Annotated in this window: 22 protein-coding genes; 18 read left to right on the top strand and 4 right to left on the bottom strand. The window is 65.0% G+C overall.

Features of this window, described 5'->3' with window-relative positions; all coding sequences use genetic code 11:
- Positions 1 to 258 precede the first annotated feature (258 nt).
- The 18 genes from RCI06_RS05615 (at position 259) to eno (ending at position 20,203) form a co-directional block, all read left to right on the top strand.
- A complete protein-coding gene (locus tag RCI06_RS05615; protein ID WP_146021668.1) occupies positions 259 to 1,779 on the top strand; it encodes a sugar ABC transporter ATP-binding protein in 1,521 nt (506 codons plus the stop codon).
- Positions 1,766 to 2,770 carry an ABC transporter permease gene (locus RCI06_RS05610; protein ID WP_277138601.1) on the top strand — a complete coding sequence of 335 codons (1,005 nt, stop codon included), beginning with the start codon at positions 1,766 to 1,768 and terminating at the stop codon, positions 2,768 to 2,770. The genes RCI06_RS05615 and RCI06_RS05610 overlap by 14 nt, the downstream gene beginning before the upstream one ends.
- A 59-nt stretch (positions 2,771 to 2,829) precedes the next feature.
- Positions 2,830 to 3,900, top strand: a complete 1,071-nt coding sequence (locus RCI06_RS05605; RefSeq protein WP_276872545.1) for a sugar ABC transporter substrate-binding protein — start codon at positions 2,830 to 2,832, stop codon at positions 3,898 to 3,900.
- A gap of 146 nt (positions 3,901 to 4,046) precedes the next feature.
- Positions 4,047 to 5,093, top strand: coding sequence for an ABC transporter permease (locus tag RCI06_RS05600; protein ID WP_101548692.1), 1,047 nt, complete (start codon positions 4,047 to 4,049; stop codon positions 5,091 to 5,093).
- A 42-nt stretch (positions 5,094 to 5,135) separates the two neighbouring features.
- Positions 5,136 to 5,960, top strand: a complete 825-nt coding sequence (locus tag RCI06_RS05595) for a sugar phosphate isomerase/epimerase (protein WP_276872544.1) — start codon at positions 5,136 to 5,138, stop codon at positions 5,958 to 5,960.
- Between the two features lie 27 nt (positions 5,961 to 5,987).
- Complete coding sequence (locus RCI06_RS05590) at positions 5,988 to 7,523, top strand: xylulokinase (protein WP_306574881.1); 1,536 nt, start codon at positions 5,988 to 5,990, stop codon at positions 7,521 to 7,523.
- A 24-nt stretch (positions 7,524 to 7,547) separates the two neighbouring features.
- Positions 7,548 to 8,555, top strand: coding sequence for a dihydroxyacetone kinase subunit DhaK (locus RCI06_RS05585; protein WP_306574878.1), 1,008 nt, complete (start codon positions 7,548 to 7,550; stop codon positions 8,553 to 8,555).
- Positions 8,556 to 8,566: 11 nt separating this feature from the next.
- Complete coding sequence (locus RCI06_RS05580; protein WP_101548700.1) at positions 8,567 to 9,181, top strand: dihydroxyacetone kinase subunit L; 615 nt, start codon at positions 8,567 to 8,569, stop codon at positions 9,179 to 9,181.
- A 12-nt stretch (positions 9,182 to 9,193) separates the two neighbouring features.
- Entirely contained in the window at positions 9,194 to 9,859 is a 666-nt protein-coding gene (locus tag RCI06_RS05575) for a class II aldolase/adducin family protein (protein ID WP_121587031.1), read from the top strand.
- 25 nt (positions 9,860 to 9,884) lie between these two features.
- A complete protein-coding gene (locus RCI06_RS05570; RefSeq protein WP_306574876.1) occupies positions 9,885 to 11,426 on the top strand; it encodes an L-fuculokinase in 1,542 nt (513 codons plus the stop codon).
- A complete protein-coding gene (locus tag RCI06_RS05565) occupies positions 11,423 to 12,868 on the top strand; it encodes a hypothetical protein (RefSeq protein ID WP_306574875.1) in 1,446 nt (481 codons plus the stop codon). Before RCI06_RS05570 ends, RCI06_RS05565 begins: the two co-directional genes overlap by 4 nt.
- Before the next feature lie 77 nt (positions 12,869 to 12,945).
- Positions 12,946 to 13,728, top strand: a complete 783-nt coding sequence (locus tag RCI06_RS05560) for a triose-phosphate isomerase (protein ID WP_306574874.1) — start codon at positions 12,946 to 12,948, stop codon at positions 13,726 to 13,728.
- A 20-nt stretch (positions 13,729 to 13,748) separates the two neighbouring features.
- Complete coding sequence (locus RCI06_RS05555; RefSeq protein ID WP_101548710.1) at positions 13,749 to 14,189, top strand: RpiB/LacA/LacB family sugar-phosphate isomerase; 441 nt, start codon at positions 13,749 to 13,751, stop codon at positions 14,187 to 14,189.
- A gap of 41 nt (positions 14,190 to 14,230) precedes the next feature.
- Complete coding sequence (locus tag RCI06_RS05550) at positions 14,231 to 15,796, top strand: FGGY-family carbohydrate kinase (protein ID WP_306574871.1); 1,566 nt, start codon at positions 14,231 to 14,233, stop codon at positions 15,794 to 15,796.
- On the top strand, positions 15,768 to 16,727 hold the full coding sequence (locus tag RCI06_RS05545) for a transketolase family protein (protein WP_306574869.1): 960 nt from the start codon (positions 15,768 to 15,770) through the stop codon (positions 16,725 to 16,727). The genes RCI06_RS05550 and RCI06_RS05545 overlap by 29 nt, the downstream gene beginning before the upstream one ends.
- 5 nt (positions 16,728 to 16,732) lie before the next feature.
- Positions 16,733 to 17,551 (top strand): transketolase, encoded by an 819-nt coding sequence (locus tag RCI06_RS05540; protein WP_101548716.1) that lies wholly within the window; start codon positions 16,733 to 16,735, stop codon positions 17,549 to 17,551.
- A 191-nt stretch (positions 17,552 to 17,742) separates the two neighbouring features.
- Positions 17,743 to 18,621 (top strand): MurR/RpiR family transcriptional regulator, encoded by an 879-nt coding sequence (locus tag RCI06_RS05535; protein ID WP_158595645.1) that lies wholly within the window; start codon positions 17,743 to 17,745, stop codon positions 18,619 to 18,621.
- 298 nt (positions 18,622 to 18,919) lie between these two features.
- On the top strand, positions 18,920 to 20,203 hold the full coding sequence (eno, locus tag RCI06_RS05530) for a phosphopyruvate hydratase (RefSeq protein WP_277138572.1): 1,284 nt from the start codon (positions 18,920 to 18,922) through the stop codon (positions 20,201 to 20,203).
- A gap of 96 nt (positions 20,204 to 20,299) precedes the next feature.
- On the opposite strand, the gene RCI06_RS05525 is transcribed toward eno, so the two are convergent.
- The 4 genes from RCI06_RS05525 to RCI06_RS05510 form a co-directional block, all read right to left on the bottom strand.
- Entirely contained in the window at positions 20,300 to 21,523 is a 1,224-nt protein-coding gene (locus RCI06_RS05525; RefSeq protein ID WP_306574867.1) for a hypothetical protein, read from the bottom strand.
- A gap of 96 nt (positions 21,524 to 21,619) precedes the next feature.
- Positions 21,620 to 21,772 (bottom strand): hypothetical protein, encoded by a 153-nt coding sequence (locus RCI06_RS05520; RefSeq protein ID WP_276871835.1) that lies wholly within the window; start codon positions 21,770 to 21,772, stop codon positions 21,620 to 21,622.
- Positions 21,769 to 22,884: an ABC transporter ATP-binding protein gene (locus RCI06_RS05515; RefSeq protein WP_306574864.1), complete on the bottom strand. Its 1,116-nt coding sequence runs from the start codon at positions 22,882 to 22,884 to the stop codon at positions 21,769 to 21,771. Before RCI06_RS05515 ends, RCI06_RS05520 begins: the two co-directional genes overlap by 4 nt.
- On the bottom strand, positions 22,884 to 23,915 hold the full coding sequence (locus RCI06_RS05510; protein WP_373690847.1) for a FecCD family ABC transporter permease: 1,032 nt from the start codon (positions 23,913 to 23,915) through the stop codon (positions 22,884 to 22,886). The genes RCI06_RS05515 and RCI06_RS05510 overlap by 1 nt, the downstream gene beginning before the upstream one ends.
- Positions 23,916 to 23,934 lie beyond the last annotated feature (19 nt).

Genomic DNA, 23,934 nt, shown 5'->3' with positions numbered 1-23,934 from the left:
TTTCAATGATATGTTGCAAATCGTGTGAAATTTCCTCGATAAACATGTGGTTATTCGGGCGCTTTGACAACACGGCATCGTAATTTATTTCAAAAATAATAAAAATATTATGAATTATAATTTGCCAGATTAAAATTGAGATTTTGCCGAAAAGATCGGCGACGGCCGCACACCGCAGCACCGCGGACGCCCGGGAGGTAACGGTTGCTGCCGCGGGGTCACGGCAGCATTTATAACAATAAACAGGTGAGGTATCTTATGAGCACTGTGATTTTGGAAACAAAAAATCTCACAAAGGCGTTCGCAAACAAAAAGGTCGTCTCCGGGGTCGACTTCGTTGTCCGCGAAGGCGAAATCACCGCCCTGCTGGGGGAAAACGGCGCGGGCAAATCCACCTTCAAAAACATGCTGGTCGGACTGCTGGAGCCCACCGAGGGGTCCATCACCTTCGACGGCAGGGAGATGAAGGAGATCAAGATGGGCAAGCTGCCGATCGCCGCGGTGCATCAGGAACTGAGCCTGTTTTTGAACCTCACCGTCGCCGAAAACATCTGCATCGAGGACTTCCCCGGGAAGAAGTCGATGGTCAACTGGAAGAAGTGCCGCGAGGAAGCCCTCAAGTACATGGGCATCATGAACATCCAGCTCGACCCGGACGCGATCGTCGGGACCCTGGGCCCCGGCGAGCAGCAGCTGATCGAGATCGCCAAGGCGATCCGGCTCAATCCCCGCGTGCTGATCCTAGACGAGCCCACCGCATCCCTGACGGCGCCGGAACGCGAGCGGCTGTTCGAGGTGATGCGCACGCTGAAGAAACAGCGCATCGGCATGATCTTCATCACGCATTTCCTGGACGAGGTGTTCGCCGTCTGCGACAAGGTCGTCGTGCTGCGCAACTCCGAAAAGGTCTGCGACGCGCCGGTGACGGAGGTCACCAAGCACGAGATCGAGGAGCACATGGTCGGCCATTCGCTGGAGGGTTCCTCCTTCAGCCTGGGCGAGCCGGACCCGGAGGTCGCGCTGCGCGTGACCGGGCTCGAGTCGGAGAGCTTCGCGGACATCAATTTCGAGGTACATAAGGGCGAGATCCTCGGCGTGGCGGGCCTCATCGGCGCGGGACGCACCGAGCTGATGGAATCCATCTTCGGCCTGCGCAAATGCGGGGGCACGATCGAGTTCATGGGCGAGACCTTTAAAAGGTGGAACACACAGCAGCTGATCAAAAAGGGAATGGTGATGATCCCGGAGGACCGCAAAAACTGCGGCATCTTCCCGCGGCGCGACCTGAAGGAGAACATCACCGCGGCCCAGATCGACCACTTTGTCAACCGCAGGGTGAAGTTCTTCGGCTTCCGCAGGGAAAAGGAGAACGCGCAGAAGGTCATCGACCGCTTCCGCGTCGCCTGCCCCGGCATCGAAGCCTACATCACCGAGCTCAGCGGCGGCAACCAGCAGAAGATCATCGTCGGCCGGTGGCTGAGCCATTCCCCGAAGGTCTGCATGTTCGACGACCCAACCCGGGGCGTGGACGTGGGCTCGAGGGCGGAGATCGGCGAGTACATCGTCGAGCTTGCCAAAACGGGCACGGCCGTGATCCTGGTCTCTTCCGACCTGAACGAGCTGGTCTCCATGGCGCACAGGATCATCGTGATGCGGCGCGGCCGGATGGTCTCCGAGCTGATGCGCGAGGACTTCGACGTGCGCCGGATTCTGTCGATCGCGTCCTCACAACAGGAAGACGAATCGTCGGTAGGGGGTAACCATGGTGAAAACGCATAACAGCCCGCTGAAAAGATTTATGAGCGAGCAGTGGGCGGCCGCTCTGATCGGCAACATTCTGCTCTTTTTGATCCTGGCCGTGTCGCAGCCGGCCTTCTTACAGGCGACCAACATTATGAACATCCTCTGCCAGTGCAGCCTGTTTGGAATCATGGCCATCGGCATGACCTTCGTCATCTCCACCGGCGGCATCGACATTTCGGTGGGCATGAACGCTCTGTTTACCATGGCGCTGATGTACCGGCTGAACTCCTACGGCATCTTCCCCGTGTGGGCGATTTTCCTGATCGTGCTGGTCGTCGGGTGCCTGGTCGGACTGCTCAACGGCTTCATGGCCAGCGTGCTCAACTTCCCCGACATGATCGCCACGCTGGCGACGATGTCCATCCTGCGGGGCGCGGCCTACCTGCTGCTCGACAATTCCCAGAAGTTCGTGGACGCCCCGCTGCGGGTGATCGGGAACTCCAAGCTGTTCCAGCTGGTCCCCACCCCCACGGTCCTCATGGTCATCATGACCGTCATCGGCATCCTCGTCCTGCGTTACAGCCGCTTCGGCCGGTATGTGCTGGCGGTCGGCGGAAGCAAGAACTCGGCCGTCTTTTCCGGCCTGAACGTCACCCGCATCCGGATCGGCGCCTATGTCATCTGCGGGGTCTGCGCCGCGCTGGGCGGCATCGTCTACGCCGGGCGCATCGGCTCGATCGCCCCCAACTCCTGCATGGGCTACGAGTTCACCGTCATCACCGCCGTCGTTCTGGGCGGCACCAAGATGAGCGGCGGCAAATCCTCCATTGTGGGGTCCGCGCTCGGATGCGTTTTCCTCTACCTGATCGAAAACGCCATGACGATGCTGGACATCTCCAGCTACTACCAGGTCTTCGCGCGCGCGGTGATGATGCTCTGCGCCATCGCGATCGACACCGCCACCACGATGCGCAACAATGCGAGCGTCATCAGGGAACGGCGCGCGCGCTTCCTGCAGATCCAATAGGATTGGTACCCGGCACGGCTTGCCGTGCAGAAAATAACAAAAGTCTAGGAGGACAAGAAATGAGAAAGGCATTAGCACTGGTTCTGGCGCTCGCAATGACACTCGCGCTCGCCGCCTGCGGCAGCTCCGCACCCGAGGCGCCCGCGAACACCCCGGCTCCCGAAAGCGCCGCCCCCAGCGCGGCGGACGACGCCGCTCCCGCCCCCAGCGAGGACGCGGGCAAGACCATCAAGATCGGCGTTTCCACCGATACCGCCACCACGGTTTTCCGCAAGGTGGAGCTGATGGGCCTTTACAGCGCGGCGGAGGCCGCCGGCAACGTGGAGATCATCGAGCTGTGCGCCGATGACGACACCACCACCCAGTACACCCAGTTCAAATCCCTGATCGACCAGGGCGTCGACGTCATCGTCTGCTGCGCCATCGACCAGGACGCCATCCTCACCGCTTATGACTACGCCCAGGCGGCGGGCGTCCCGGTTATCAACTACGACCGCAAGGTGGAGCACGAGAACGTCTTCTTCACCGCGATGTACGATTCCTACAGCGACGCCAAGCAGCTCGCAGAATACCTCCTCTCCGTGGACGACGGCGAAGAGCACACGATCTTCCTGACGGTCGGCTCCCTCGCGGACCCCAACGGCATTGCCCGCCGCGAAGGCTTCCAGGAGACGATCGCCGCCTCCGGCCACACCAACCTCAAGGTCGTCGAGATCATGACCGACTGGGACGTCGACAAGGCGCTCACCAACATGCAGAACGCGCTGCAGGTCTACACCCCGTGGGCGGTTGCCAACGTCTCCGCGCACATGGACGGCTCCTGCTACCAGGCGCTGGAGGAGGCCGGCCTCAAGATTAAACGCGGCGAGGAAGGCCATGTCTACTACACCTCGCTCTCCGGCGAGCCTCCCGCAGTCGCCTACATGGAAGAGGGCTACACCGACAAGATCTTCGTCATCCCGGCCGACACCGCCGGCGGCGCGATCTACGACGCGGCCGTCAAGCTCGTCAACGGCGAAACCCTTGAGAGCGACACCTTCTATATGCCCACCTTCGGCGTCGGCCCCGACGAGCTCGAGGCGAAGTCCGACGAGATCTGGACCGTCAAGTATGCCGACATGCTGGGATAATCTCCCCGCAGACGCAAGACGCGCCACCCTGTAAACTTTCCGCCCAAAGGTGCGGCGGGTTTGCCGCCGGCTCGGCCGCGGCAGACCCGCCGTTCCCCGAGGGAAGCTCGCACAACCCAAGAACGCTTCGATGAGAGGTCAATCATATGGATACAAAGTTCAAAAGCAATTCGACATTGGGAAATAAGAATCGGTTCTGGAACGGCTTCAAGAAGTTTTCCTTGGATTTGCCGGTTGTGTACATGCTGATCGTGGTCTGCGTTGTGATGGGCTTCCTGAATCGCAATTTCTTCTCGATGGCGAACATCATCTCCATGCTCACCTCGTATTCCTACTACATCATCGGCGCCATCGGCCTGGTATTCGTGTTCCTTTCCGGCAACTCGGGAATCGACCTGAGCATCGGATATGTGACGGGCTTTTCCGCCGTGGTCTCCACCAAGACCATGTCCCTGCTCTCCGACGCGAACCCGGATATGAACCCCTGGCTCATCATCGTGCTCGGCCTGCTGGTCTCCTGCACGATCGGCGCGCTGTTCGGCCTTCTGAACGGCATCGCGGTGGCAAAGTTCCACATCGCGCCCTTTATCATCACCCTGGCCAGCCAGCTTCTGGCAATGGGACTGTGTTATGTGTTCACGAACGGTTACACCGTTTCCGGCGGTCCCCGGGAGCTCTCCCGGCTCTCCACCCTCACGGGCATCCATATCGGGAAGACCATCATCCCCATGGCGGCGATCATCCCCATCGTCATCTTCATCCTGATGGCGGTGGTGCTGAGCAAGACCACGTTCGGCAGGCAGGTCATCCTGACCGGCAGCAACCCCAAGAGCGCCGAGCACGCGGGCATTTCGGTCTCCCGGATCTATATCATCGTCTACCTGCTCTCCGGCGTCTTCGCCGGGATCGCGGCGATGTTCATCCCCATGTGCATCGGCGGCGTGAACCCCGATGTCGGCGCAAACCTGCTCATGCCGATGGTGGCGGCGGTCACGATCGGCGGGATCAGCCAGTCCGGTGGCTACGGCAACATGGTGCAGGCCGGCTTCGGCATCCTGTTCATCATGTGCCTGATGAGCGCAATGACCTTCCTGGGCTTCGGCCTGCCGACCCAGCAGCTCGCCTACGGAATTGTAATCGTGTTTACAATGACGCTCCTCGGCTACATCGAGAGAAAGCGTTTTAGAGTATAAGCGCACAAAAAAGTCATTAAGAAGGTAAAGGAGTAATCAGCAATGAATTTCGGAATTGGCTCGTTCGCATACAGGTGGTCGATCGGCCGCCCCTACTACCGCCCCGAGGACCCCATGACGGTGGACCAGCTCATTGACCGCTGCGTCAAGTACGGCGTGAAGGCCGTCCTGCTCTGCAACAACATCTCCCTGCACGAGTTCACCGAGGAGCAGCTCACCGCGATCCGCGACCGGATCGTGAAGGAGGGCATGACGGTCGAGACCGGCTCGCGCGGCACGGATTTCAACTACTTCAAGCGGATGCTCGAGGTCTCCAAATTCCTCGGCTCCAAGGTGCTGCGCATCGGCTGGGACATGGACCGCGACACCGACGCGGCCGGCCTGGAGCGGCAGGTGCAGAAGGGCATCGAGACGATCGGCGCGCTCATGCCCACGGCGCATGAGTACGGCGTGCACGTCGCGATCGAGAACGGCAAGCTCAACGACGTCTACGAGGTCAAGAAGATCATCGAAGGCGTGAACGACCCCTTCTTCGGCTGCGCGCTCGACACCTGCAACTCCACCTGCTTCATGACCCCGACCGAGACGGTGGTGCGCACCCTCGCGCCCTATGCGAAGACCGTCCACTTCAAGGACTATGTCGTCTCCCTCGACCCGCGCGGCGACGTGATCACCGGCGTCCCCCTCGGACAGGGATACGTGGATTTCCCGCTCATGCTGGACATCCTCAAGCAGAACGGCTACGACGGGAACATCTTCCTGGAGCTCTACATCAACCGCTGCGACACCCATGCCGAGACCGTCGCCTACGAAGAGGAATGCGTGAAGCAGAGCATGGCCTACGCGCATGACACGCTGGGCTTCTGACCCGGATGCCGGAGCGGAGGTGCGCATATGAAAGAGGCGTATATCGGCGTCGACATCGGCTCCTCCGGCTGCAAGGCCATCGCGGTCGACGGGGAGGGGAAGACCCTCGGCGTCCGGTCGGTGCGGTATGACAACACCCTGGTCTGCACGGGGCTGGGCTGCTACGAGCAGCCCGCCCGCGTGCTGCGCGACGCCGGGCTTGACTGCATCCGCGCGCTCGTGCGGGAGCTCGGCCCGGACCGCCGCACGGCGGCCATCGGCCTCACCGGGCAGATGCACGGGCTTGTGGCGCTGGACGAACATCTGGAACCGCTCCGCCCCATCCTCAGCTGCGTCGATTTCCGCAATGAGAAGCAGAACGACGAAATCTACGCCAAGGTGGGCGGCAAGGAGGGCCTTCTGCCCTACACCAACAACAAGATGGTCCCCTCCTGCACGGCGGGGAAGATCCTCTGGATGCGGGAGAACGAGCCCGCGCTCTTTGCCCGGACGCGGGCCGTCGTGAACCCCAAGGACTATGTGCGCACCGTGCTGACCGGCGTCCCGGCGACCGACGAGTCGGACGCCAGCGGCTTCGGCGTCTACGACGTGCGAAACCACCGCTGGAACCGGGAACTGCTCGACCTGATCGGCCTGCCCGAAGAGGTGCTGCCGCCGGTGTTCCACGCCGACCAGGCGGTCGGGACCGTGCTGCCGGAGGTGGCCGCCGAGCTGGGCCTCGGCCCGGATACGGTGGTCGTGGCGGGCGCGGGGGACGCGATCATGCAGACGGTGGGCTCCGGCGCCGTGGAGGAGGGCGTCTACAGCGTCGTCCTCGGCTCGGGCGGGCTCATCTCCACCTCGCTGGGCGTCTGCGCCCACAACGAGGGCGCGCGGCTGCAGGTCTATTCCAGCGCCATCCGCGACCAGTGGGTAGCCTACACCGGCCTCATGAGCGTGGGCACCTCGGTCAACTGGATGCGCGAAAGCCTTTATGCGGCCGAGTCCGCGCGCGGCGCGGAAGAGGGCTTCCGGCGGATGGACGAGGAGGCCGCGCGGGTGCGCCCCGGCTGCGACGGGCTGCTCTTCTTCCCCTCGCTCCTCGGCCAGCGCAACCCGGTGGACGACCCCTACGCGAAGGGCGTGACGGTGGGGCTGACCCCGTCGCACACCCGCGGGCACCTCTACCGGGCCCTGCTGGAGGGGCTGGCGTTCGGGATGCGGGAGGTCTACCTCCAGCTCCGCGAGGTGGGCGCGCCGATGAGGTGCATCCGGATTTCCGGCGGCGGCGCGGTCAACACCCTCTGGTGCCAGATCTTCGCGGACCTCTTCCAGGCCCCGGTCCGCCGGGTGCCGGAATATTCCGCCTGCGGCGCGCTGGGCGCGGCCGTGCTGGCCTCCCATCACGGCAAGGACCCCGCGTCGCTGCCCGGGCGGTTCGCCTCCTTTGGAAGCGACCGCACCTTCGAGCCCGACGCGTCGAAAAAAGCGGTCTACGACGACCTGTTCGCCGTCTACACGCAGATCTATCCCGCGTCGAAGGGGATTTTCCAAGCGCTCAAGCGTTTTGACGAGACCCATTGACCACTCGTTTCGGAGGGAATACATATGAAAAAAGTCATCAACCAACCCGCTGATTTTGTCGATGAGACGATGGAGGGCATCGTCGCCGCCTACGGCGACCGGGTGCATTTCCTGGATGGCGACCGCCGGGTGCTGGTCTCCGGCTACCCCTCCCAAAAGGGGAAGGTCGGGATCGTGACGGCGGGCGGCTCCGGGCACCTGCCGCTCTTTTTGGGCTACGTGGGCGCCGGCATGGTGGACGCCTGCGCCGTCGGCAACGTCTTCGCCTCGCCCGCCTACACCAAGATGGCAAGCGCCATCCGCGCCGTCGATTCCGGCGCGGGCGTCCTCTGCCTCTACGGCAACTACGGCGGCGACAAGATGAACTTCCAGCAGGCGATCGAGGACTGCGAGTTCGACGACATCCGCTGCCGCAGCGTGCTGGCGTGCGACGACGTGGCCTCCAGCCCGAGGGAGACCGCCGAAAAGCGGCGCGGCGTGGCGGGCATCCTCTACGCCTACAAATGCGCCGGGGCCGCGGCCGACCAGATGCGGAGCCTCGACGAAGTCGCGGCGGTCGCCGAAAAGGCGGTCGCCAACACCCGCACGATGGGCGTGGCGCTCACCCCCTGCATCGTGCCGGAGGCGGGCCGCCCCACCTTTGCGATCGCGGACGACGAGATCGAGATCGGCATGGGAATCCACGGCGAGAAGGGCATCACGGTGGAAAAGATGATGACCGCCGACCGGATCTCCGAGATCCTCATGGAAAAGCTGCTCGCGGACCTGCCGCTGGAGGCGGGGGACGAGGTCTCCGTCCTGGTGAACGGGCTGGGCGGGACGCCCGCGGAGGAGCTGTTCATCGTCTACCGCCGGGTGGCGCAGATTCTGGGGGAGCGGGGCGTGAGGATTTTCATGCCCCATGTGGGCGAGTTCGCGACCTCCATGGAGATGGCGGGCCTTTCCGTCACCCTCTTCAAGCTCGACGGGGAGCTCAAGGAGCTGCTCCGCGCGCCCGCTTCCACCCCCTTTTACACCAATGCCAACAAATGATGGAGGGCGTTATGACGACGAAAGACCTTTGCAGGGCGATCGACGCGATCTCCGCGCGGATCGATGAAAACAGGGACGCCCTGGTGAGCCTGGACCAGCAGAACGGTGACGGAGACCTTGGCATCTCCATGAGCGGTGGGTTCCGCGCCGTGTCCGATTTTCTGCACGATTCGCAGGAGACCGATCTGGGGAAATGCCTCAACCGGTGCGGCGACCACTTCAACGAAGCGGCGCCCAGCTCGCTGGGGACCATCCTCGCCTTCTTTTTCAAGGGCATGGCGAGGAGCCTGAAGGGCACGGAGACGTGCGACGCGGCGCGGCTCGCGGAAGCGATGCGCGCGGGGCTGGAAAACGTGATGGCCAAGGCCGGCTCCAAGCCGGGAGAAAAGACCATCCTCGACTCCCTGACTCCCGGCGTCGAGGCGCTGTCGGCCCATGCCGGGGAGGGCGCGCGGGCCGCTTTCGCCAAGGCCGCGAAGGCCGCGCGGGAGGGCAGCGAGGGGACCCGGGCGATGAAGGCCGTATGGGGCCGCGCCGCCTATTACGGGGAAAAGAGCCTGGGCGTTCTGGACGGGGGGTCCGTCGTCGGGGCGCTGATTTTTGAAGCGATCAATGATATGGAATAGGGTGTGATATCGATGTTTGAAGAATTCATGTACCAGCAGGCCGTGCGCCAGACCAAACAGGATATGCTCAAGGTGGGCTCCCGCCTAGCCGAAAAGGGTCTCCTTGTCGGCAAGGGCGGCAACTACAGCGTCCGCATCGGGGAGAATCAGATCCTGCTCACGGCCTCCGGCTTCTGCAAATCCGAGATCAGCGAGGAGCAGATCAGCCTGGTGGATATGGAGGGCAACCTCCTGGAGGGCTTAAAGCCCGCCGCCGACATCCGGATGCATCTGGAGGTCTACCGCTCGATGCCGGAGATCCGCGCGATTGTGCACAGCCATCCGCCCATCATGACGGGCTTCGCCATGTCCAACTACACCTTTGAGGACTTCTGCATGCCCGAGGCGATGCTGGACATCGGCGGGATCGAGGTCACGGAATTTTCCGTGCCCACCACGATCGAGGTCCCCCAGGTGGTGCACAAGTGCATTCAGAAGAACCCGGACGTGCGCGCGCTGATCCTCAAGGGCCACGGCGTGCTCTGCCTCTCCTCGGTGGACGTGATGGACGCCTGCTACAAGCTCGAGTGCCTCGAGGCCGTCGGGCAGGCGATCCTCGTGACCAACGCGCTGGGCGGCGCCTACCAGATGACCCCGCGTGAGATCGAGGGCGTGCGGGCAATCCTGGCGAAGAAATAACGACCGCCGTTTTGGGGGGAACACCATGTATTTTATCGGCTTGGATATCGGCACAACCGGCTGCAAGGCCGCCGTTTTCGACGAGGCGGGCGCCTGCTTCGGCAGGTGCTACGAGGAATTCGACATCATCTGCCGCGCCCCCGGCTGGGCGGAGCAGAGTCCCGCGGTCATGTGGGAGGCCGTCACGCACGTCCTGAAGGAGTCGGTCGCGCAGGCGAAGGCGGCGGGCATGCGGGCGGAGGAGGTTCGCGCGCTCAGCACCTCGGTGCTGGGGGAGGAGGTCATGCCGGTGGACGGGGACTACCGCCCCCTCCGGGACGCCATCCTCGGCATGGACTACCGCGCCGACGAGGAGACGAAGCTGCTGACCGGGGCGGTTCCGGCGCAGCGGATCTACGACATCACCGGCTTCCCGCCGCATCCGATGGGCTCGCTCCCCACGATCCTGTGGATGCGCCGCCACGAGCCGGAGCTGATCCCCCGGACGTATAAATACGTCACCTTCACCGAGTACGTCATGAAACGCCTCGGCGCGGGGGAAGGGGTGGTCGACCACCCGCAGGCCGGGCGCACCATGGCGTTCGACATCGAGAGGAAATGCTGGTCGGACGAGCTGCTGCGGGCGGCGGAGCTGGACCGGAGCCTCTTCTGCGAAACGGCGGAACCCGGCCGGGTCGTCGGGAACCTGTCGCGGGAGGCCGCGGCCGAGCTGGGCCTCACCGAGGCGGTGGCACTGGTGGCGGGCGGACAGGACCAAACCTGCGCCGCGCTGGGCGCCGGGCTCATCGATGAGAGCGTCGGCATGGATTCCCACGGCACCATCGAGGGCATCGGCGTGATGTCCTCGAAGAAGATCACCGACGAGCGGGCGCTCGCGGCGGGCGTCTCCTGCTACGCCTACACCATCCCCGGGCGGTATTTCCTCATGTCCTCCTCCCAGGTGGGCGGGCTGCTGCTCAAGTGGTTCAAGAACAACTTTTCCCTCGCTGAGGAGCAGGAGGCGCAGCGGACCGGCCGGAACGTCTACGACGTGATGACGGAGCGCGCGCCCGAGGGGCCCAGCGGCGTGATGGTGCTGCCGCACTTCATCGGCAGCGGGCCGCCCTGGAACGACCTCGACTCGCGGGGCGCGATCGTGGGGCTCACGATCGACAGCACCCGGCACGACGTGGTGAAGGCCATCATGGATTCGCTCACCTACGAGTTCAAGATCAACATGCTCTACTACGAGGATATGGGCTTTCGCTTCAAGGACATCCGGGTGGTGGGCGGCGCGTCCAAATCGCCGCGGTGGATGCAGCTCAAGGCGGACATCCTGAACCGTCCGGTCTCCACGCTGCGGGAAAAGGACGCCGCCTGCCTCGGCGCGGCGATGATCGCCATGTGCAGCATGGGGGTGTACCCCTCCTGCGAGCAGGCCGTGCGCGCCTGCGTGAAGGTGGACCGCGTCTACCGGCCGGATCCCGCGTGGACCGGCGCCTACGAAGCCGCCTACCGGAAGTACACGCACCTCTATGATTCATTGAAGGAATTTAACCATATCAAAATTCCAGGAGGCACCGTATGAGTAAATTTAACCGCAACGCAAAGCCCAAGATGGGGATCCTGCCCATCGCAAAGACGAACCAGTACCAGGGGAACATCCGGAACTACATCGAGGTTGCCCGGCGCACCTTCGGCGCGGACCCGGAGATTGAGATCATGGTTCCCGACGAGCCGCTCTTCGACATGGACGAGATCATGGAGACCTGCACCGCGATGGAGAAGGCCAACTGCGACATGTTCCTCTTCGTCATCGGCTCCTGGATGTACACCTCCCTGGTGACCACCGCGGTCAACTCGCTGGGCGGCAAGCCCTGCGTCATGTACGGGCTCTGCGACGAGATCGCCAACGGCTCCCTCGGCGTGTCGGTGCAGCTGCGCTACGTGATGGAGGAGATGAAGCTCCCCTTCGTCTACATGTACGGCAGGATCGACGACGCGGAGCGCGCCGCGGACATCAAGAAGGCGCTGCGCGCCGCATGGACCAAAAACGACATGGCGGGCAGGAACATCGCGCTCATCGGCGGCAAGTGCATGATGATGTACCAGACGCAGGTGAACGAGTTCAATTGGAAAAAGGTGTTCGGCATCGATTTCCCCCAGTACGACCACGTCGAAATCTTCAAGGAGCTGGAGAACATCGACGAGGCGGAGGCCGAGCGGCTCGCGCGGCAGTTCATCGACAACTGCGCCAAGGTCAACTGGAAGCTGGAGAACGGCGAAAAGATCAACGAGGACGCCATCCTCTCCCAGATGCGCCTGTATCTTGCCTATAAGCGTTTCCAGGAACTCTACGACGTGGATATGTTCGCCACCAAGTGCATGCCCGAGCTGGTGAACAAGTGCTACGGCTACAGCTACGGCGCCTGCCTCGCCACCGCGCTGCTCAACGAGGAGGAGTCCACCATCGCGGCCTGCGAGGGGGACGTGCCCGCCGGCGTTTCGATGTACATCCTCAAGAAGCTGGCCCACGCCCCGGTGATGTTCGCGGACATCTCCCGCCTCAACGAGCAGAACGGCGTGATGAACTTCTTCAACTGCGGCTCCGGCCCCGTGTCCATGGCGAACAGCTTGGGCTACCGGCTGTGGCCCATCCCGCCGCTCGTCCCCGACGAGGCGGTGGCCAAGCCCTACCTGAACGGCGATTCAGGCGGCGCGTGCATCGAGTTCGAGTTCGAGGGCGACCGCACCGTCACGCTGCTGCGCCTCGGCGGAAACGACGACACCCTGCGCTTCCACGCGGCCGTCGCCAAGACCAGCCTGCGCGTGAACAACGACGAGGAGGACCCCAACAACAGCTTCGCGGGCGGCACCCGCTGGCCGGGCTGTGGCATCAGGCTCGAGGACCCGGACTCCTTCCTGCGCAACGCCACCGGGCACCACTACGCGATCGTCTACGGCGATTTCTCCAAGGAACTGGTATACATCTGCGGCTTCTACGGCGTCAAGCTGGTCATGGACCGCTGACGCCATCCGCCCCGGCGGGACCCATCTCCCACCGGGGCGGCGGACGTATCGGCCGCGTTTTGAAAGGAGTCGTCCCCATGCAGGACAGATTCTACTTCGGCACCAACACCAAAATGTTCAAGACCGCCGCGGAGACCGTGGATTACCTGCGCCGCCTCGAGGAGCTCACGCACGGCATCCCGCCGGAGCGCGCGCAGCGCTTCGTGATCCCCTCCTACACCTCGCTTGGGCCCGCGCGGGCAGAGCTTGACCGCGCGGGCTCGGGAATCCTCCTCGGCGCCCAGAACATGGGCTGGGAGGAGCGCGGGCAGTATACCGGCGAGATCTCCCCGCTCATGCTGCGGGAGGCGGGCGCGCGGCTGGTGATGGTCGGGCACTCCGAACGGCGGCACACCTTCCGCGAGACGGACGCGGAGGAGGAAAAGAAGGTCCGCTGCGCGCTGGACCACGGCTTCCGCGTTCTTCTGTGTGTGGGGGAACAGCTGGAGGACCGGCGGTACGGCACCGGCGACGAGGTGCTGCGCGTCCAGCTGAAGATCGGGCTCCACCAGGTGCGCCCGGAGGAGGCGGACCGCGTGTGGGTCGCCTACGAGCCCGTCTGGGCCATCGGCGTGAACGGGATCCCGGCGGACGAGGGGTACGCGGGGGAAAAGCACCGCATGCTGCGCGGGACGATGGTGGAGCTCTTCGGGGAGGCGGGAAACCGCGTCCCGCTGCTCTACGGCGGGAGCGTCAACCCGGAAAACGCCGTGGCGCTCAGCCGCTGCGAAGAGATCGACGGCCTGTTCATCGGCCGCAGCGCGTGGGACGCGGAGCGTTTCGCGGACATCATGCGCGCGGTCCTGGCGTCCGCCGCCTGAAAGGAAGAGGGAAGGATACGATGAAAATCGCGATTGGCTGCGACCCAAACGCGGCTGAACTGAAACAGGAGCTGAAGGCCTTTATCTCGGGCCTGGGGCACGAGTGCGTGGATTTCGGCGGGGACGACCCCATCTACGCCAACACCGCCGTCCGCCTTGCGAAGGCGGTGGCGGCCGGCGAATGCGACCGGGGGGTGCTGATCTGCGGGACCGGCATCGGCGTGAGCATCGCCGCCAACAAGGTGAAGGGCGCCTATGCGGCGCTGGTGAACAACGTCTACCAGGCGCAGCGCGCGGAGCTGAGCAACCACGCGAACATCATCACCTTGGGCGCGCAGGTCACCGGCGCCGAGCTTGCAAAATGCCTCGTGGCGGCTTATCTCAAGGAGGAGTTCGACCCGCAGTCCCGGTCCGCGCCGAAGGTGCGGCGCATCTGCGAGTACGAAAACGGGATCGATTGACCCGCCCGGAGCGCGGCGGGAAGGAAAAGGGAGGCCCGAAAATGAACTATTTGATCGGAACGGACATCGGCACGTCGGGCACGAAATCCATCGTCATGGATACGAACGGCGCCCTGCTGGCCTCCTCGCTCGCCGAATACGGCGTGACGACGCCCCGGGCGCTCTGGGCCGAGCAGTGGCCGGAGGTGTGGGTGGAGGCGGTGAAGTCCACCATCCGCGACGCGGTGAAAAAGGCGGGGATTCCGCCGGAATCGGTCGGCGGCATCTGCGTCAGCGGGCTCTACGGGGGCTCGGGCGTGCCGCTCGACGACGAGATGCGGCCGGTGCGGCCCTGCATGATCTGGATGGACCGCCGCGCGGACGACGTCAGCCGCATGGTGGAAGCGCGCGTCGGCTTCGACCGGCTCTACCGCATCACCCGCAACGGCCTCGACCCCTACTACGGCTACACGAAGATCCTCTGGATCAAGGAGCACGAGCCGGAGAACTGGACCAGAATCCGGTGCTTTTTGCCGCCGAACGCCTACGCCATCTACCGGATGACGGGGGAGGCCGCGATCGACTATTCCTCGGCGGGCAACCTGGGCGGCATCTTCGACATGGAGCGCCGCTGCTGGAGCGGCGAGTTGATGGAGGCGCTGGGCATCCCGCGTGCGATGATGCCGGACCGCGTCGTCGACTCCTCCGCCGTGGTGGGCGGGCTCACGCCGGAATGCGCGGCGGAGCTGGGCCTGCCGGCGGGCACGCCCGTCTGCGCGGGCGGCGTGGACTGCACGGTGGCCACGCTCGGCCTCGGTGTGACGAGGCCCGGGCAGCATGTGGCGGTCATCGGGACCTCGATGACCTGGGGCTTCGTGCACGGCGGCGGCGAAACCGGGCGGGAGCTCATCACCATGCCCTACGTGAAGGACGCGGCCGACCTGCTCTTCACCTTCGGCGGCGCGGCCACCGCCGGGGCGCTGACCCGCTGGTTCCGCGGCGCCTTCGCGGAGCTGGAGTACCGGGAGGAGCTTCAGGGCGGGAAAAACGCCTACGCGCGCCTCGATGAGGCCGCGGCGGAAATCCCGCCCGGCAGCGAGGGGCTGCTAGTGCTGCCCTACTTCATGGGGGAGCGCGCCCCCATCTGGGACGTCAACGCCCGCGGCGTGGTGTTCGGGCTCGACCTGCACCACACCAGGGCTCACCTGTTCCGGGCCTTTTTGGAGGCGGTGGCCTTTTCCCTCCGCCATTCGATGGAGGCTGCGCCGCAGGGCGGCGTGCTCGACGAGCGGCTGGTGCTGGCGGGCGGCGTGGCGAAATCGCCGCTCTGGCGGCAGATCATCGCGGACGTCACCGGCTTTCAGGTGGTGTGCCCCAAAAACGACGTGGAGGCCAACCTGGGGGACGTCGTCCTGGCGGGCGTCGGGACGGGCCTGCTGGACTATGCGGGCGTGGAAAGGTGGAACGTGTTCGACGAGCCGGTCCTGCCGGACGCCGCGCGCCGGAAGATGTACGAGCGGTACTACCGGGAATACCTGGAGCTGTACCGCAGCCTGAAGCCGAACATGGAGCGGATGGCAACGGTCGTGAAGGAACTGAATGGTGGAGGTGACGAGCGTGGTAGGTAATTTCAGGGATGAATTGGGCAAGACCTTCGCCGCCGTGGGGGAGGCCTTCCCGGAACTGTATGTGGTGACCGCCGACGTGTCCAAATCGACGCGCAGCAGGATGTTTGGGGAGCGCTGGCCCGACCGGTTTTATTCGGTGGGCATCGCGGAGGCGGACGCCGTGGGCATCGCGGCGGGCATCGCGTCCTTCGGCGGCCCGGTGATCTTCACCGCCTACGGCGTCTTCGCGACGGAAAAGCCGTTTGAACAGATCCGCAACTGCCTCTGCTACCCAAACCTCAATGTCAAGATCGTGGCCACGCACGGCGGAATCAGCGTGGGCGAGGACGGCGCGACCCACCAGGCGATCGAGGACATCGCCATCATGCGCGCGCTGCCCAACATGAAGGTGCTCGTGGCGGCGGACCCGGGCGAGGTGCGGGGCGCGGTGTTCGCCGCGCTGCAAACGCCCGGGCCGGTATACGTCCGGCTCGGCCGGGGGGTGGGGGCCCCCCTCCACCTGGAGCCGGAAGCAGTCGACTTCCGGGTGGGGAAGGGCGAGGTCCTGCGGGACGGCTCGGACGTCACGCTCGCTGCGGTGGGCGTCATGGTGGAGCGGGCCCTGCGCGCCGCGGAGCTGCTGGAGGCGGAGGGCGTCTCGGCGGCGGTGATCAACCTGCGGAGCGTCAAGCCGATCGACCGGGAGCTGCTGTGGGAGTACGCGGACAGGACGGGGGCGATCGTCACCGCGGAGGACCACAACTGTTTCGGCGGCGTTTTCGGCGCCGTGGCCGAGACGGTGGCCAAACGCCGCCCCGTCCCCATGGAACAGGTGGCGCTTGAAGACACCTTCGGGGAATCGGGGAACGGCGCGCTGCTGCTCGAGAAATACGGGCTCACGGCGGAACGGATCGTTTCAAGGGCAAGGGCGGCCATTGCCCGGAAAGGATGAGGCGGATGAACGAGCAAGACAGGCAGGCGCTGGAGCGGCGGGCAAGGCAGCTGCGGCGCGACGTGCTGCAAATGACCTACGAGGCGCAGAGCGGGCATCCCGGCGGCTCCTGCTCGCTGGCCGACCTGATGGCGTACCTGTATTTTTACCGGCTCCGTTACGACACGGCCTCGCCGAAATCCCCCTCCCGCGACCGGCTGGTCCTCTCCAAGGGGCACGCCGCGCCCGTCCTGTACGCCGCGCTGGGGGAGAGCGGCTTCTTCCCGAAAGAGGAGTTCCACCGCCTGCGCAAAATCGGCAGCCTGCTGCAGGGCCACCCCTGCATCGCGATTCCCGGCGTGGACGCCACCACCGGCTCGCTTGGCCTGGGGCTTTCGCTGGGGACCGGCATGGCGATCGCCGCGAAGCGCCGGCAGCCCGGCGTCAGGGTCCATGTGATCCTGGGCGACGGGGAGCTCGACGAGGGACAGGTCTGGGAGGCCGCCATGGCGGCCCCGCGGTTCGCGCTCGACAACCTCGTCGCGATCATCGACCGCAACCGCTACCAGAACGACGGCGCCACCGAGGAGATCCTCCCGCTGGAGCCGCTGGCGGACAAATGGCGGGCGTTTCGCTGGAACGTGATCGAGATCGACGGGCACAACTTCGACGAGATCGACGAGGCGTTCTGCCGCGCCGACCGCACAAAGGGCGCGCCCACCCTTATCCTCGCGCACACGGTCAAGGGGAAGGGCGCCTCCTACCTGCTCGACCAGCCCCAGCTGCACTACACGCCTCCCACGGCGGAGCAGCTCGCCGGCGCGCTGAGGGAACTGGCGGATTAGGACGGGAAGGAACGCCCGGACAACCGGCGCGGCCCGTTTCCGTGACGGAAAAATGAGTTTTTTGTTGACCGCGTATCAAAAAGAAGTATAATAATGGGTAGAATTGCCTGTCGGTTTACGTTGCGCAGGCAAAACCGTGCGCCGCGTTTCGTTTCGCGGGAAAGGGGGATCGGTTGGGAATGCCGCAAGAGATGGATAGTTTCAGCATCCTGAAAACAAAGCTGCAGTTAATCCTTCCCTCGCTTCCCCGAAGTGAAAAGGCCGCAGCCACCTATCTGATCGAAAACCTGCACCGCATCGGGTCGTTGAACCTGAACACGATTTCCGCTGAAATCGACGCGAGCAGCGCCACGATCATCCGCCTGTGCAAGCACATGGGCTACAAGGGCTTTTTGGATTTCCGCAACAGCGTCCGGATGGCCGAGCGGCAGCCGGACGACCCCGGCTTCGCCACCCCGGTGGAGCAGGTCTCCGCGCGGGAGCTGATGCGTTCGGTGATCGACAAGAACAACGAGACGATGCTCAACACCCTCGCGCTGATCTCCGACCAGTATGAGCCCGCGGCGTACGCCCTGCGGAAGGCGAACATCATCATCATGTTTGGCAACGGCGACGCGATCATCCCCTGCCAGCTGATCAGTCTGAAGCTCATGAAGATCGGTAAGGCCTGCGTGGTGCTCAACGACCAGGACATGCAGGTGTTCTGCGCCTCCTCGATGCGGTTCGGGGACGTCGCGCTCGCGGTCTCCCACACCGGCCGGTCGAAGTCGGTCGTGGAGGCCATGCGCATCGCCCGCGAACGCGGCGCCATCACGATCGGCGTCACGGCGGCGGCCAAATCCCCCCTGCTGAAGCACTGCTCCTACGCGCTGCTGACCGGCACGGTCGACGACACCACCGCCGGGGACATCATCTCCCGGCGCATCGCCGAGCAGACGGTTTTGGAGACGCTCTACCTCTGTACCGTCGACAACAACGAGAAGGATATCGAGGAAGTGAAAAAGCAGGGCGCGAAGGTCATCGAGCAGATGACGAAGCTGTCGAACGAGGACAGCGAGGTGAAAGTCTGACAAGGCCGCGGGGCGGGTTTCCAACGGAAACCCGCCCCGCTTTTTTCGGCGCGGACCGGCCCGCCCTGGGGGAGGGCGGGAATAATCCGGCAGGAAAACGGGAATAATCCGGGAGTGGCGGAGTTGTAAACTTTTTTGGACGCGCCCCCGCGCCCTTGACAATCCTCTACCAAAGAGGTATAATTTTAATGAAAAGGTTAGCTATAGCTAACCAAATGGGGCGAATGGCGCCGTGTACCCCGCCGATCCGCTTTTCATTTTTACGACACGCACCTGAAATGTGAGAGGAGTCTTCTTTATGAAAACCATCGGTTCGATCATTTGCGATATCCACGGGCGGGAGATCATCGACTCGCGCGGGAACCCCACCGTGGAGGCGGTCGTAACGCTGGAGGACGGCAGCGCGGGCACCGCCGCGGTCCCCAGCGGCGCCTCCACCGGACAGTTCGAGGCGCTGGAGCTGCGCGACGGGGACGCGTCCCGCTTCGGCGGCAAGGGCGTGCGGAAGGCCGTCGGCAGCGTCAACAACGAGATTCGCGCGGCGCTCACCGGCATGGACGCAGCCCGCACCGCCGAGATCGACGCGGCGATGCTGGCGCTCGACGGCACCAGGGAAAAATCCCGCCTCGGCGCGAACGCCATACTGGCCGTTTCGCTGGCCTGCGCGCACGCGGCCGCGAACAGCCTCGGGCTGCCGCTCTACCGGTTTTTGGGCGGCGTCGCCGCCGACACGCTGCCGGTTCCGATGATGAACATCCTGAACGGCGGGGCCCACGCGGCCAACAGCATCGACGTGCAGGAGTTCATGATCATGCCGGTCGGCGCACCGGATTTCCGGGAGGGGCTACGCTGGTGCACCGAGGTGTTCCACAAGCTGGCCGCCATCCTCAAGGCGGAGGGCCACTCCACCGCGGTGGGCGACGAGGGCGGCTACGCGCCCAACCTCGAGAGCGACGAGGAGGCGATCCGCTACCTGCTCCGCGCGATCGAAGAGGCCGGGTACCGTCCGGGCGGCGATTTCGTCCTCGCCATGGACGCCGCGTCCAGCGAGTGGAAGAGCGAAAACGGCTACTTCCTCCCCAAGAGCCGGAAGCGGTTCACCACCGACGAGCTGATCGCCCACTGGAAATCCCTCGTTGACCAATACCCCATCCGCTCGATCGAGGACGCGCTCGACGAGGAGGACTGGGAGGGCTGGCGGAAGCTCACCGCCGAGCTGGGCGGCAGGGTGCAGCTCGTGGGCGACGACTTCTTCGTCACCAACACCGAGCGCCTCCAAAAGGGGATCGACCGCCGCTGCGCCAACTCGATCCTCATCAAGCTCAACCAGATCGGCTCCCTCACCGAGACGATCGACGCCATCAAGCTGGCCAAGCGGGCGGGCTACACCGCGATCGTCTCCCACCGCTCGGGCGAGACGGAGGACACCACGATCGCCGACCTCGCGGTCGCGCTGAACGCAGGCCAGATCAAGACCGGCGCGCCCAGCCGTACCGAACGCGTGGCGAAATACAACCGCCTGCTGCGCATCGAGGAGGAGCTGGGCGGCGCGGCCCGCTACCCCGGCCCCGGCTGCTTCTGAGCGGCAGGGAGCGGGCGGGCCCGAAGCAGGCCTCCTGACGTTTCAAAAGCCGCCGCCCGAAAGGGCGGCGGCTTTTTTGAGGGCGTGCGCCGTGGTTCACCAGCCGGACTCCAGGAGGGAAACGTTTTGCAGCCCGATCCGCCCGGAATATTCCCCGTCGGTATAGACGACGTCGGCGGTGAGCGGAAAGGTCACGGCGGAGGCGGGATAGGGGTAGTCCTTGCAGTAGGCGACGAGATCCGCCCGCAGGACGATGCGGCCGTCGTCCTGGAATTCGTACCGCATCAGCTCCCCCATGATGAGCCCGTAGCGCACCGTCTCATTCAGCTCGGGGAGCTCGGGGAGCGGCTGCGTGACCGTTTGATCCCGGTAGGAGAGGCTGAGGGAGCGCGCGCCGGGATCGCACCGGAGGGAGAGCTCGTCCTTCAGCAGGTCGTCGAAGTCGTCCGGGTCGAAGACGGTCGTCCCGCGGACCACGCCCGAATCGGGATTGTACTCCACCACGTAGAGGGAGCCGGCGGAGATGTAGGTGAGCCCGACCCCGGTGACCCACGTGTGGGTGATGACGACCTCCTCCTCACCGTCGGAATCGGCGTCCATGACCCGCATCTCCGGCAGGCCCATGCGCGGGGAGAGGCCCGGCCAGTCGGGATAGAGCTTGCTGGTCCCCCTGATGTTCAGCAGCATTCCGAATGGATGGGCGTAATAGAGGTAGGCCTCTTTTTCCGGTACGCCCGCGAGGAGCGGCAGCGGATATTCCCCGGACCACGCCGGCATGGCCCCGCCGCCGGGCCATTCCCCCGGCGCGTTCAGCGAATAGCGGTACCCGGACAGGGCCCCGGTCAGGGAGGCCTCGTCGACCGTGTAGGGGCAGTCGGCGCCCGTTTCCCCGAGGAGCGCGTGGAACCGCAGCGCCTCGCCCCGCAGGAAATCCCCAATGGCGGCGAACTGGTTGGCGGCGCTTTCCCCCTCGCCGGTCGCCATCAGCTTCATGCGGGCCTGCGTGAGGATATAGTCCCGGTCGAAGTCGATGTACAGGTAGAGGTTCGGGTCGATCCGTGAAAAGACCTCCTCCAGCTCCCAGTACCACTGGCGGGCGTAGAGATAGGCCATCGTTTCGCTTTCGGCCTCCTCCCCGAGGACCTCCCGCATGTGCGCGAAGGCCCCGTCGATGGGGTTTTCCTCCGCGCCGCCGTGTGGCGTCTCCTCCCCGGCGCCTGAAGACGCGGGGGGAGCGTCCGGTTCCGCCTGTGCCGCGCAGCCCGCGCCGCAGACGGCCAGCGAAAGGATGAGAATACCCGCCAGAAGAATCCGTTTCACCTGTTTTGCCCTCCGTCCGTCAAGATTCCGACACCCTCTATAACAGGTGCGCCGCACGGAAAGGGACAGCGGGGAAGCGGATTTTTTCCGGTCCGGTCAAACCGCCCCGGCCCCGGAGAGCTCCCCGGCCGCCGGTTCGCGGAAAAAGACGCGGACCGCGAGGATCGCGCGGAAGCCTCCGGCGAGCTTGCCGGCGATCATCGGGGCGGGCATATGGGGGCCGTGTCCGCCGTCCTGCGCCGTCCTCAAATCAGGTCCGCGCCCGTCACCGTCTCCAGCCCCATCGCAAGGGCCTGTTCGTACAGCTCCCGGTTCTTCCGGTTCATTTCGCCGTAGCCCGTGAGGCAGTTGACCACCCTGCCGCAGGCCTCCATCCGCCGCAGCGCGCGGCCATAGGCGTCCGCGCCGATCGGCTCGAAGGCCCGCTCCACGATCACCTCGCCCGCGAGGTCGCGGGCGAGGAGGCAGTCGGCGTCGTTTTCGTGCAGGACGCCGGCGGCGAAGGGGAGCCCCTTCTTTTGCAGCGCGCGGAAGACGGGGATGCCCGTCCCGCCGCCCGCGATGACGAAGAGCTGCGGCTCGCCCGCCGGGCGGGCCATCTCGAAGCTCCCGAAGAGGGGGTTGTAGCTTCCGCCCGCGAGCCCGTACAGCCCGGCGATCAGCTCCCGGTTGAAGATCTCCTGCGGGGGGCCGATGTGCGTGACCGTCTCCCCCTTGACGCACATGACCAGGTCGGAAACCTTCTGCGCGAGGTCGAGCTCGTGGAGCGACATGATCACGGTGATCCGCCGTTCCTTCGCCAGCTTCCGCAGGATGCCGAGCAGCTCGAGCTTGTAGCGCACGTCGAGGAAGGCGGTCGGCTCGTCGAGCACGATGACCCGGGGCTGCTGGCAGATCGCCCGCGCGAGCAGGACCCGCTGCCGCTGCCCGTCGCTGATCTCGGTGAAATCCTGCTCCCGCAGCGCCCAGACGTCCACCAGCTCCATGGCCTCGCGCACCAGGCGGCGGTCCTCCTCCGAAAGGATGCCCAGCATGCCCGTGTAGGGGTACCGCCCCGTCGCGGCGACCTCCCCGCAGGTCATCAGCTCGGTGCGGGGCTTTTCGGTGAGCACGACCGACACCAGGCGGGAGAGGTCGCCGCCGGTCATGCCGCCGACCGCGCGGCTTTCGAGGTAGACGGCCCCGCAGAGGGGCTTCAGGTAGTTTGTAATGCTCTTCAGAACGGTCGACTTGCCCGAGCCGTTCGGCCCGATCAGCGTGAGGATCCGGCCCCGGTCCAGCCGGATCTCGATGTCCCGGATGAGCGGGACGCCGTTATAGCCGACCGTCAGCCGTTCGGTCCGGAAGAAGGGTTCCGCCATCAGCCTTTCACCTTCTTCCTCAGCATGATCCCGATCACGACGGGCGCGCCGACCACGGCGGTCACCGAGCTGATGCTCAGCTCCATGGGCGCGAAAAGGGTCCGCGCCGCCAGATCGCACCCCAGGCAGAAGATGGCGCCGCCCAAAAAGCAGACGGGGATGACGAGCAGGGGCCGGGAGGTCTTCAAAAACGACCGCACCAGATGCGGCACGGCGATCCCCACAAAGGAGATCGGCCCGGCGAAGGCGGTGACGCAGGCGCTCAGCACGCTCGAGAGCAGCACCAGCACGACGCGGAACGCCCGGATGTTCACCCCCATGTTCTGCGCGTAGCTTTCGCCCAGCTGGTAGGCGCCGATCGGCTTGGAGAGCAGAAAGACGGCGGCCGAGGCGGCCAGAACGACGACCGCCATCACCCGCACGTCCTCCCACGAAGCGCCGGAAAAGCTGCCGCGGGACCAGTTGTGGAGGTTCACGATGCTGGCGTCGTCGGCGAAGGCGACGATGAAGTCGGTGACCGCCGAGCAGATGTAGCCGATCATGACCCCGCTGACGATGAGCATCGACGACCGCCGGACCGCCCGCGCCATGAGCAGGACGAACCCCATCGAGAGCATCGCGCCCGCGAAGGCGGCGGCGATCATGGCGGCGGAGCCGACCGAGCGGTAGCGGCTGAGAGCCAGCACCATAAGGATGGCGACCGTCAGCTTGGCGCCGGACGAGATCCCCAGCACATAGGGGCCGGCGATCGGGTTGTTGAAGAAGGTCTGTAACAGGAACCCCGACAGCGAGAGCGCGCCGCCGAGCAGGACGCCCGCCGCGGCGCGGGGCAGCCGCACCTTCCAGATGATGCCGCGCGCCGTCTCGCCCCCCTCCCCGCGAAAGAGGATGCCGAGGATCTCCCGCACCCCCACGGACACGCTGCCGACGCCGATGTTCAGCAGCGCGAGCGCGACGAAGAGGGCGGCGAAAGCCGCGAGCACGACGCAGTACCGCAGGCGCCGCCGGGTCGTTTCCTCTCTCATTTTCATCCTCCTCCCGGCGCGGCGC

This window comes from Anaerotruncus massiliensis (ex Togo et al. 2026) (assembly GCF_030825285.1).
Classification (GTDB): domain Bacteria; phylum Bacillota; class Clostridia; order Oscillospirales; family Ruminococcaceae; genus Anaerotruncus; species Anaerotruncus massiliensis.
This window is presented reverse-complemented; position numbering and strand designations above follow the sequence as displayed.

Excerpts from the sequence above, each read along its gene's own strand:
- RCI06_RS05615 (WP_146021668.1), top strand. The coding sequence starts at position 259 with ATGAGCACTGTGATTTTGGAAACAAAAAATCTCACAAAGGCGTTCGCA.
- RCI06_RS05605 (WP_276872545.1), top strand. The coding sequence starts at position 2,830 with ATGAGAAAGGCATTAGCACTGGTTCTGGCGCTCGCAATGACACTCGCG.
- RCI06_RS05600 (WP_101548692.1), top strand. The coding sequence starts at position 4,047 with ATGGATACAAAGTTCAAAAGCAATTCGACATTGGGAAATAAGAATCGG.
- RCI06_RS05595 (WP_276872544.1), top strand. The coding sequence starts at position 5,136 with ATGAATTTCGGAATTGGCTCGTTCGCATACAGGTGGTCGATCGGCCGC.
- RCI06_RS05590 (WP_306574881.1), top strand. The coding sequence starts at position 5,988 with ATGAAAGAGGCGTATATCGGCGTCGACATCGGCTCCTCCGGCTGCAAG.
- RCI06_RS05585 (WP_306574878.1), top strand. The coding sequence starts at position 7,548 with ATGAAAAAAGTCATCAACCAACCCGCTGATTTTGTCGATGAGACGATG.
- RCI06_RS05580 (WP_101548700.1), top strand. The coding sequence starts at position 8,567 with ATGACGACGAAAGACCTTTGCAGGGCGATCGACGCGATCTCCGCGCGG.
- RCI06_RS05575 (WP_121587031.1), top strand. The coding sequence starts at position 9,194 with ATGTTTGAAGAATTCATGTACCAGCAGGCCGTGCGCCAGACCAAACAG.
- RCI06_RS05570 (WP_306574876.1), top strand. The coding sequence starts at position 9,885 with ATGTATTTTATCGGCTTGGATATCGGCACAACCGGCTGCAAGGCCGCC.
- RCI06_RS05565 (WP_306574875.1), top strand. The coding sequence starts at position 11,423 with ATGAGTAAATTTAACCGCAACGCAAAGCCCAAGATGGGGATCCTGCCC.
- RCI06_RS05560 (WP_306574874.1), top strand. The coding sequence starts at position 12,946 with ATGCAGGACAGATTCTACTTCGGCACCAACACCAAAATGTTCAAGACC.
- RCI06_RS05555 (WP_101548710.1), top strand. The coding sequence starts at position 13,749 with ATGAAAATCGCGATTGGCTGCGACCCAAACGCGGCTGAACTGAAACAG.
- RCI06_RS05550 (WP_306574871.1), top strand. The coding sequence starts at position 14,231 with ATGAACTATTTGATCGGAACGGACATCGGCACGTCGGGCACGAAATCC.
- RCI06_RS05545 (WP_306574869.1), top strand. The coding sequence starts at position 15,768 with ATGGTGGAGGTGACGAGCGTGGTAGGTAATTTCAGGGATGAATTGGGC.
- RCI06_RS05540 (WP_101548716.1), top strand. The coding sequence starts at position 16,733 with ATGAACGAGCAAGACAGGCAGGCGCTGGAGCGGCGGGCAAGGCAGCTG.
- RCI06_RS05535 (WP_158595645.1), top strand. The coding sequence starts at position 17,743 with ATGGATAGTTTCAGCATCCTGAAAACAAAGCTGCAGTTAATCCTTCCC.
- eno (WP_277138572.1), top strand. The coding sequence starts at position 18,920 with ATGAAAACCATCGGTTCGATCATTTGCGATATCCACGGGCGGGAGATC.
- RCI06_RS05515 (WP_306574864.1), bottom strand. The coding sequence starts at position 22,884 with ATGGCGGAACCCTTCTTCCGGACCGAACGGCTGACGGTCGGCTATAAC.
- RCI06_RS05510 (WP_373690847.1), bottom strand. The coding sequence starts at position 23,915 with ATGAAAATGAGAGAGGAAACGACCCGGCGGCGCCTGCGGTACTGCGTC.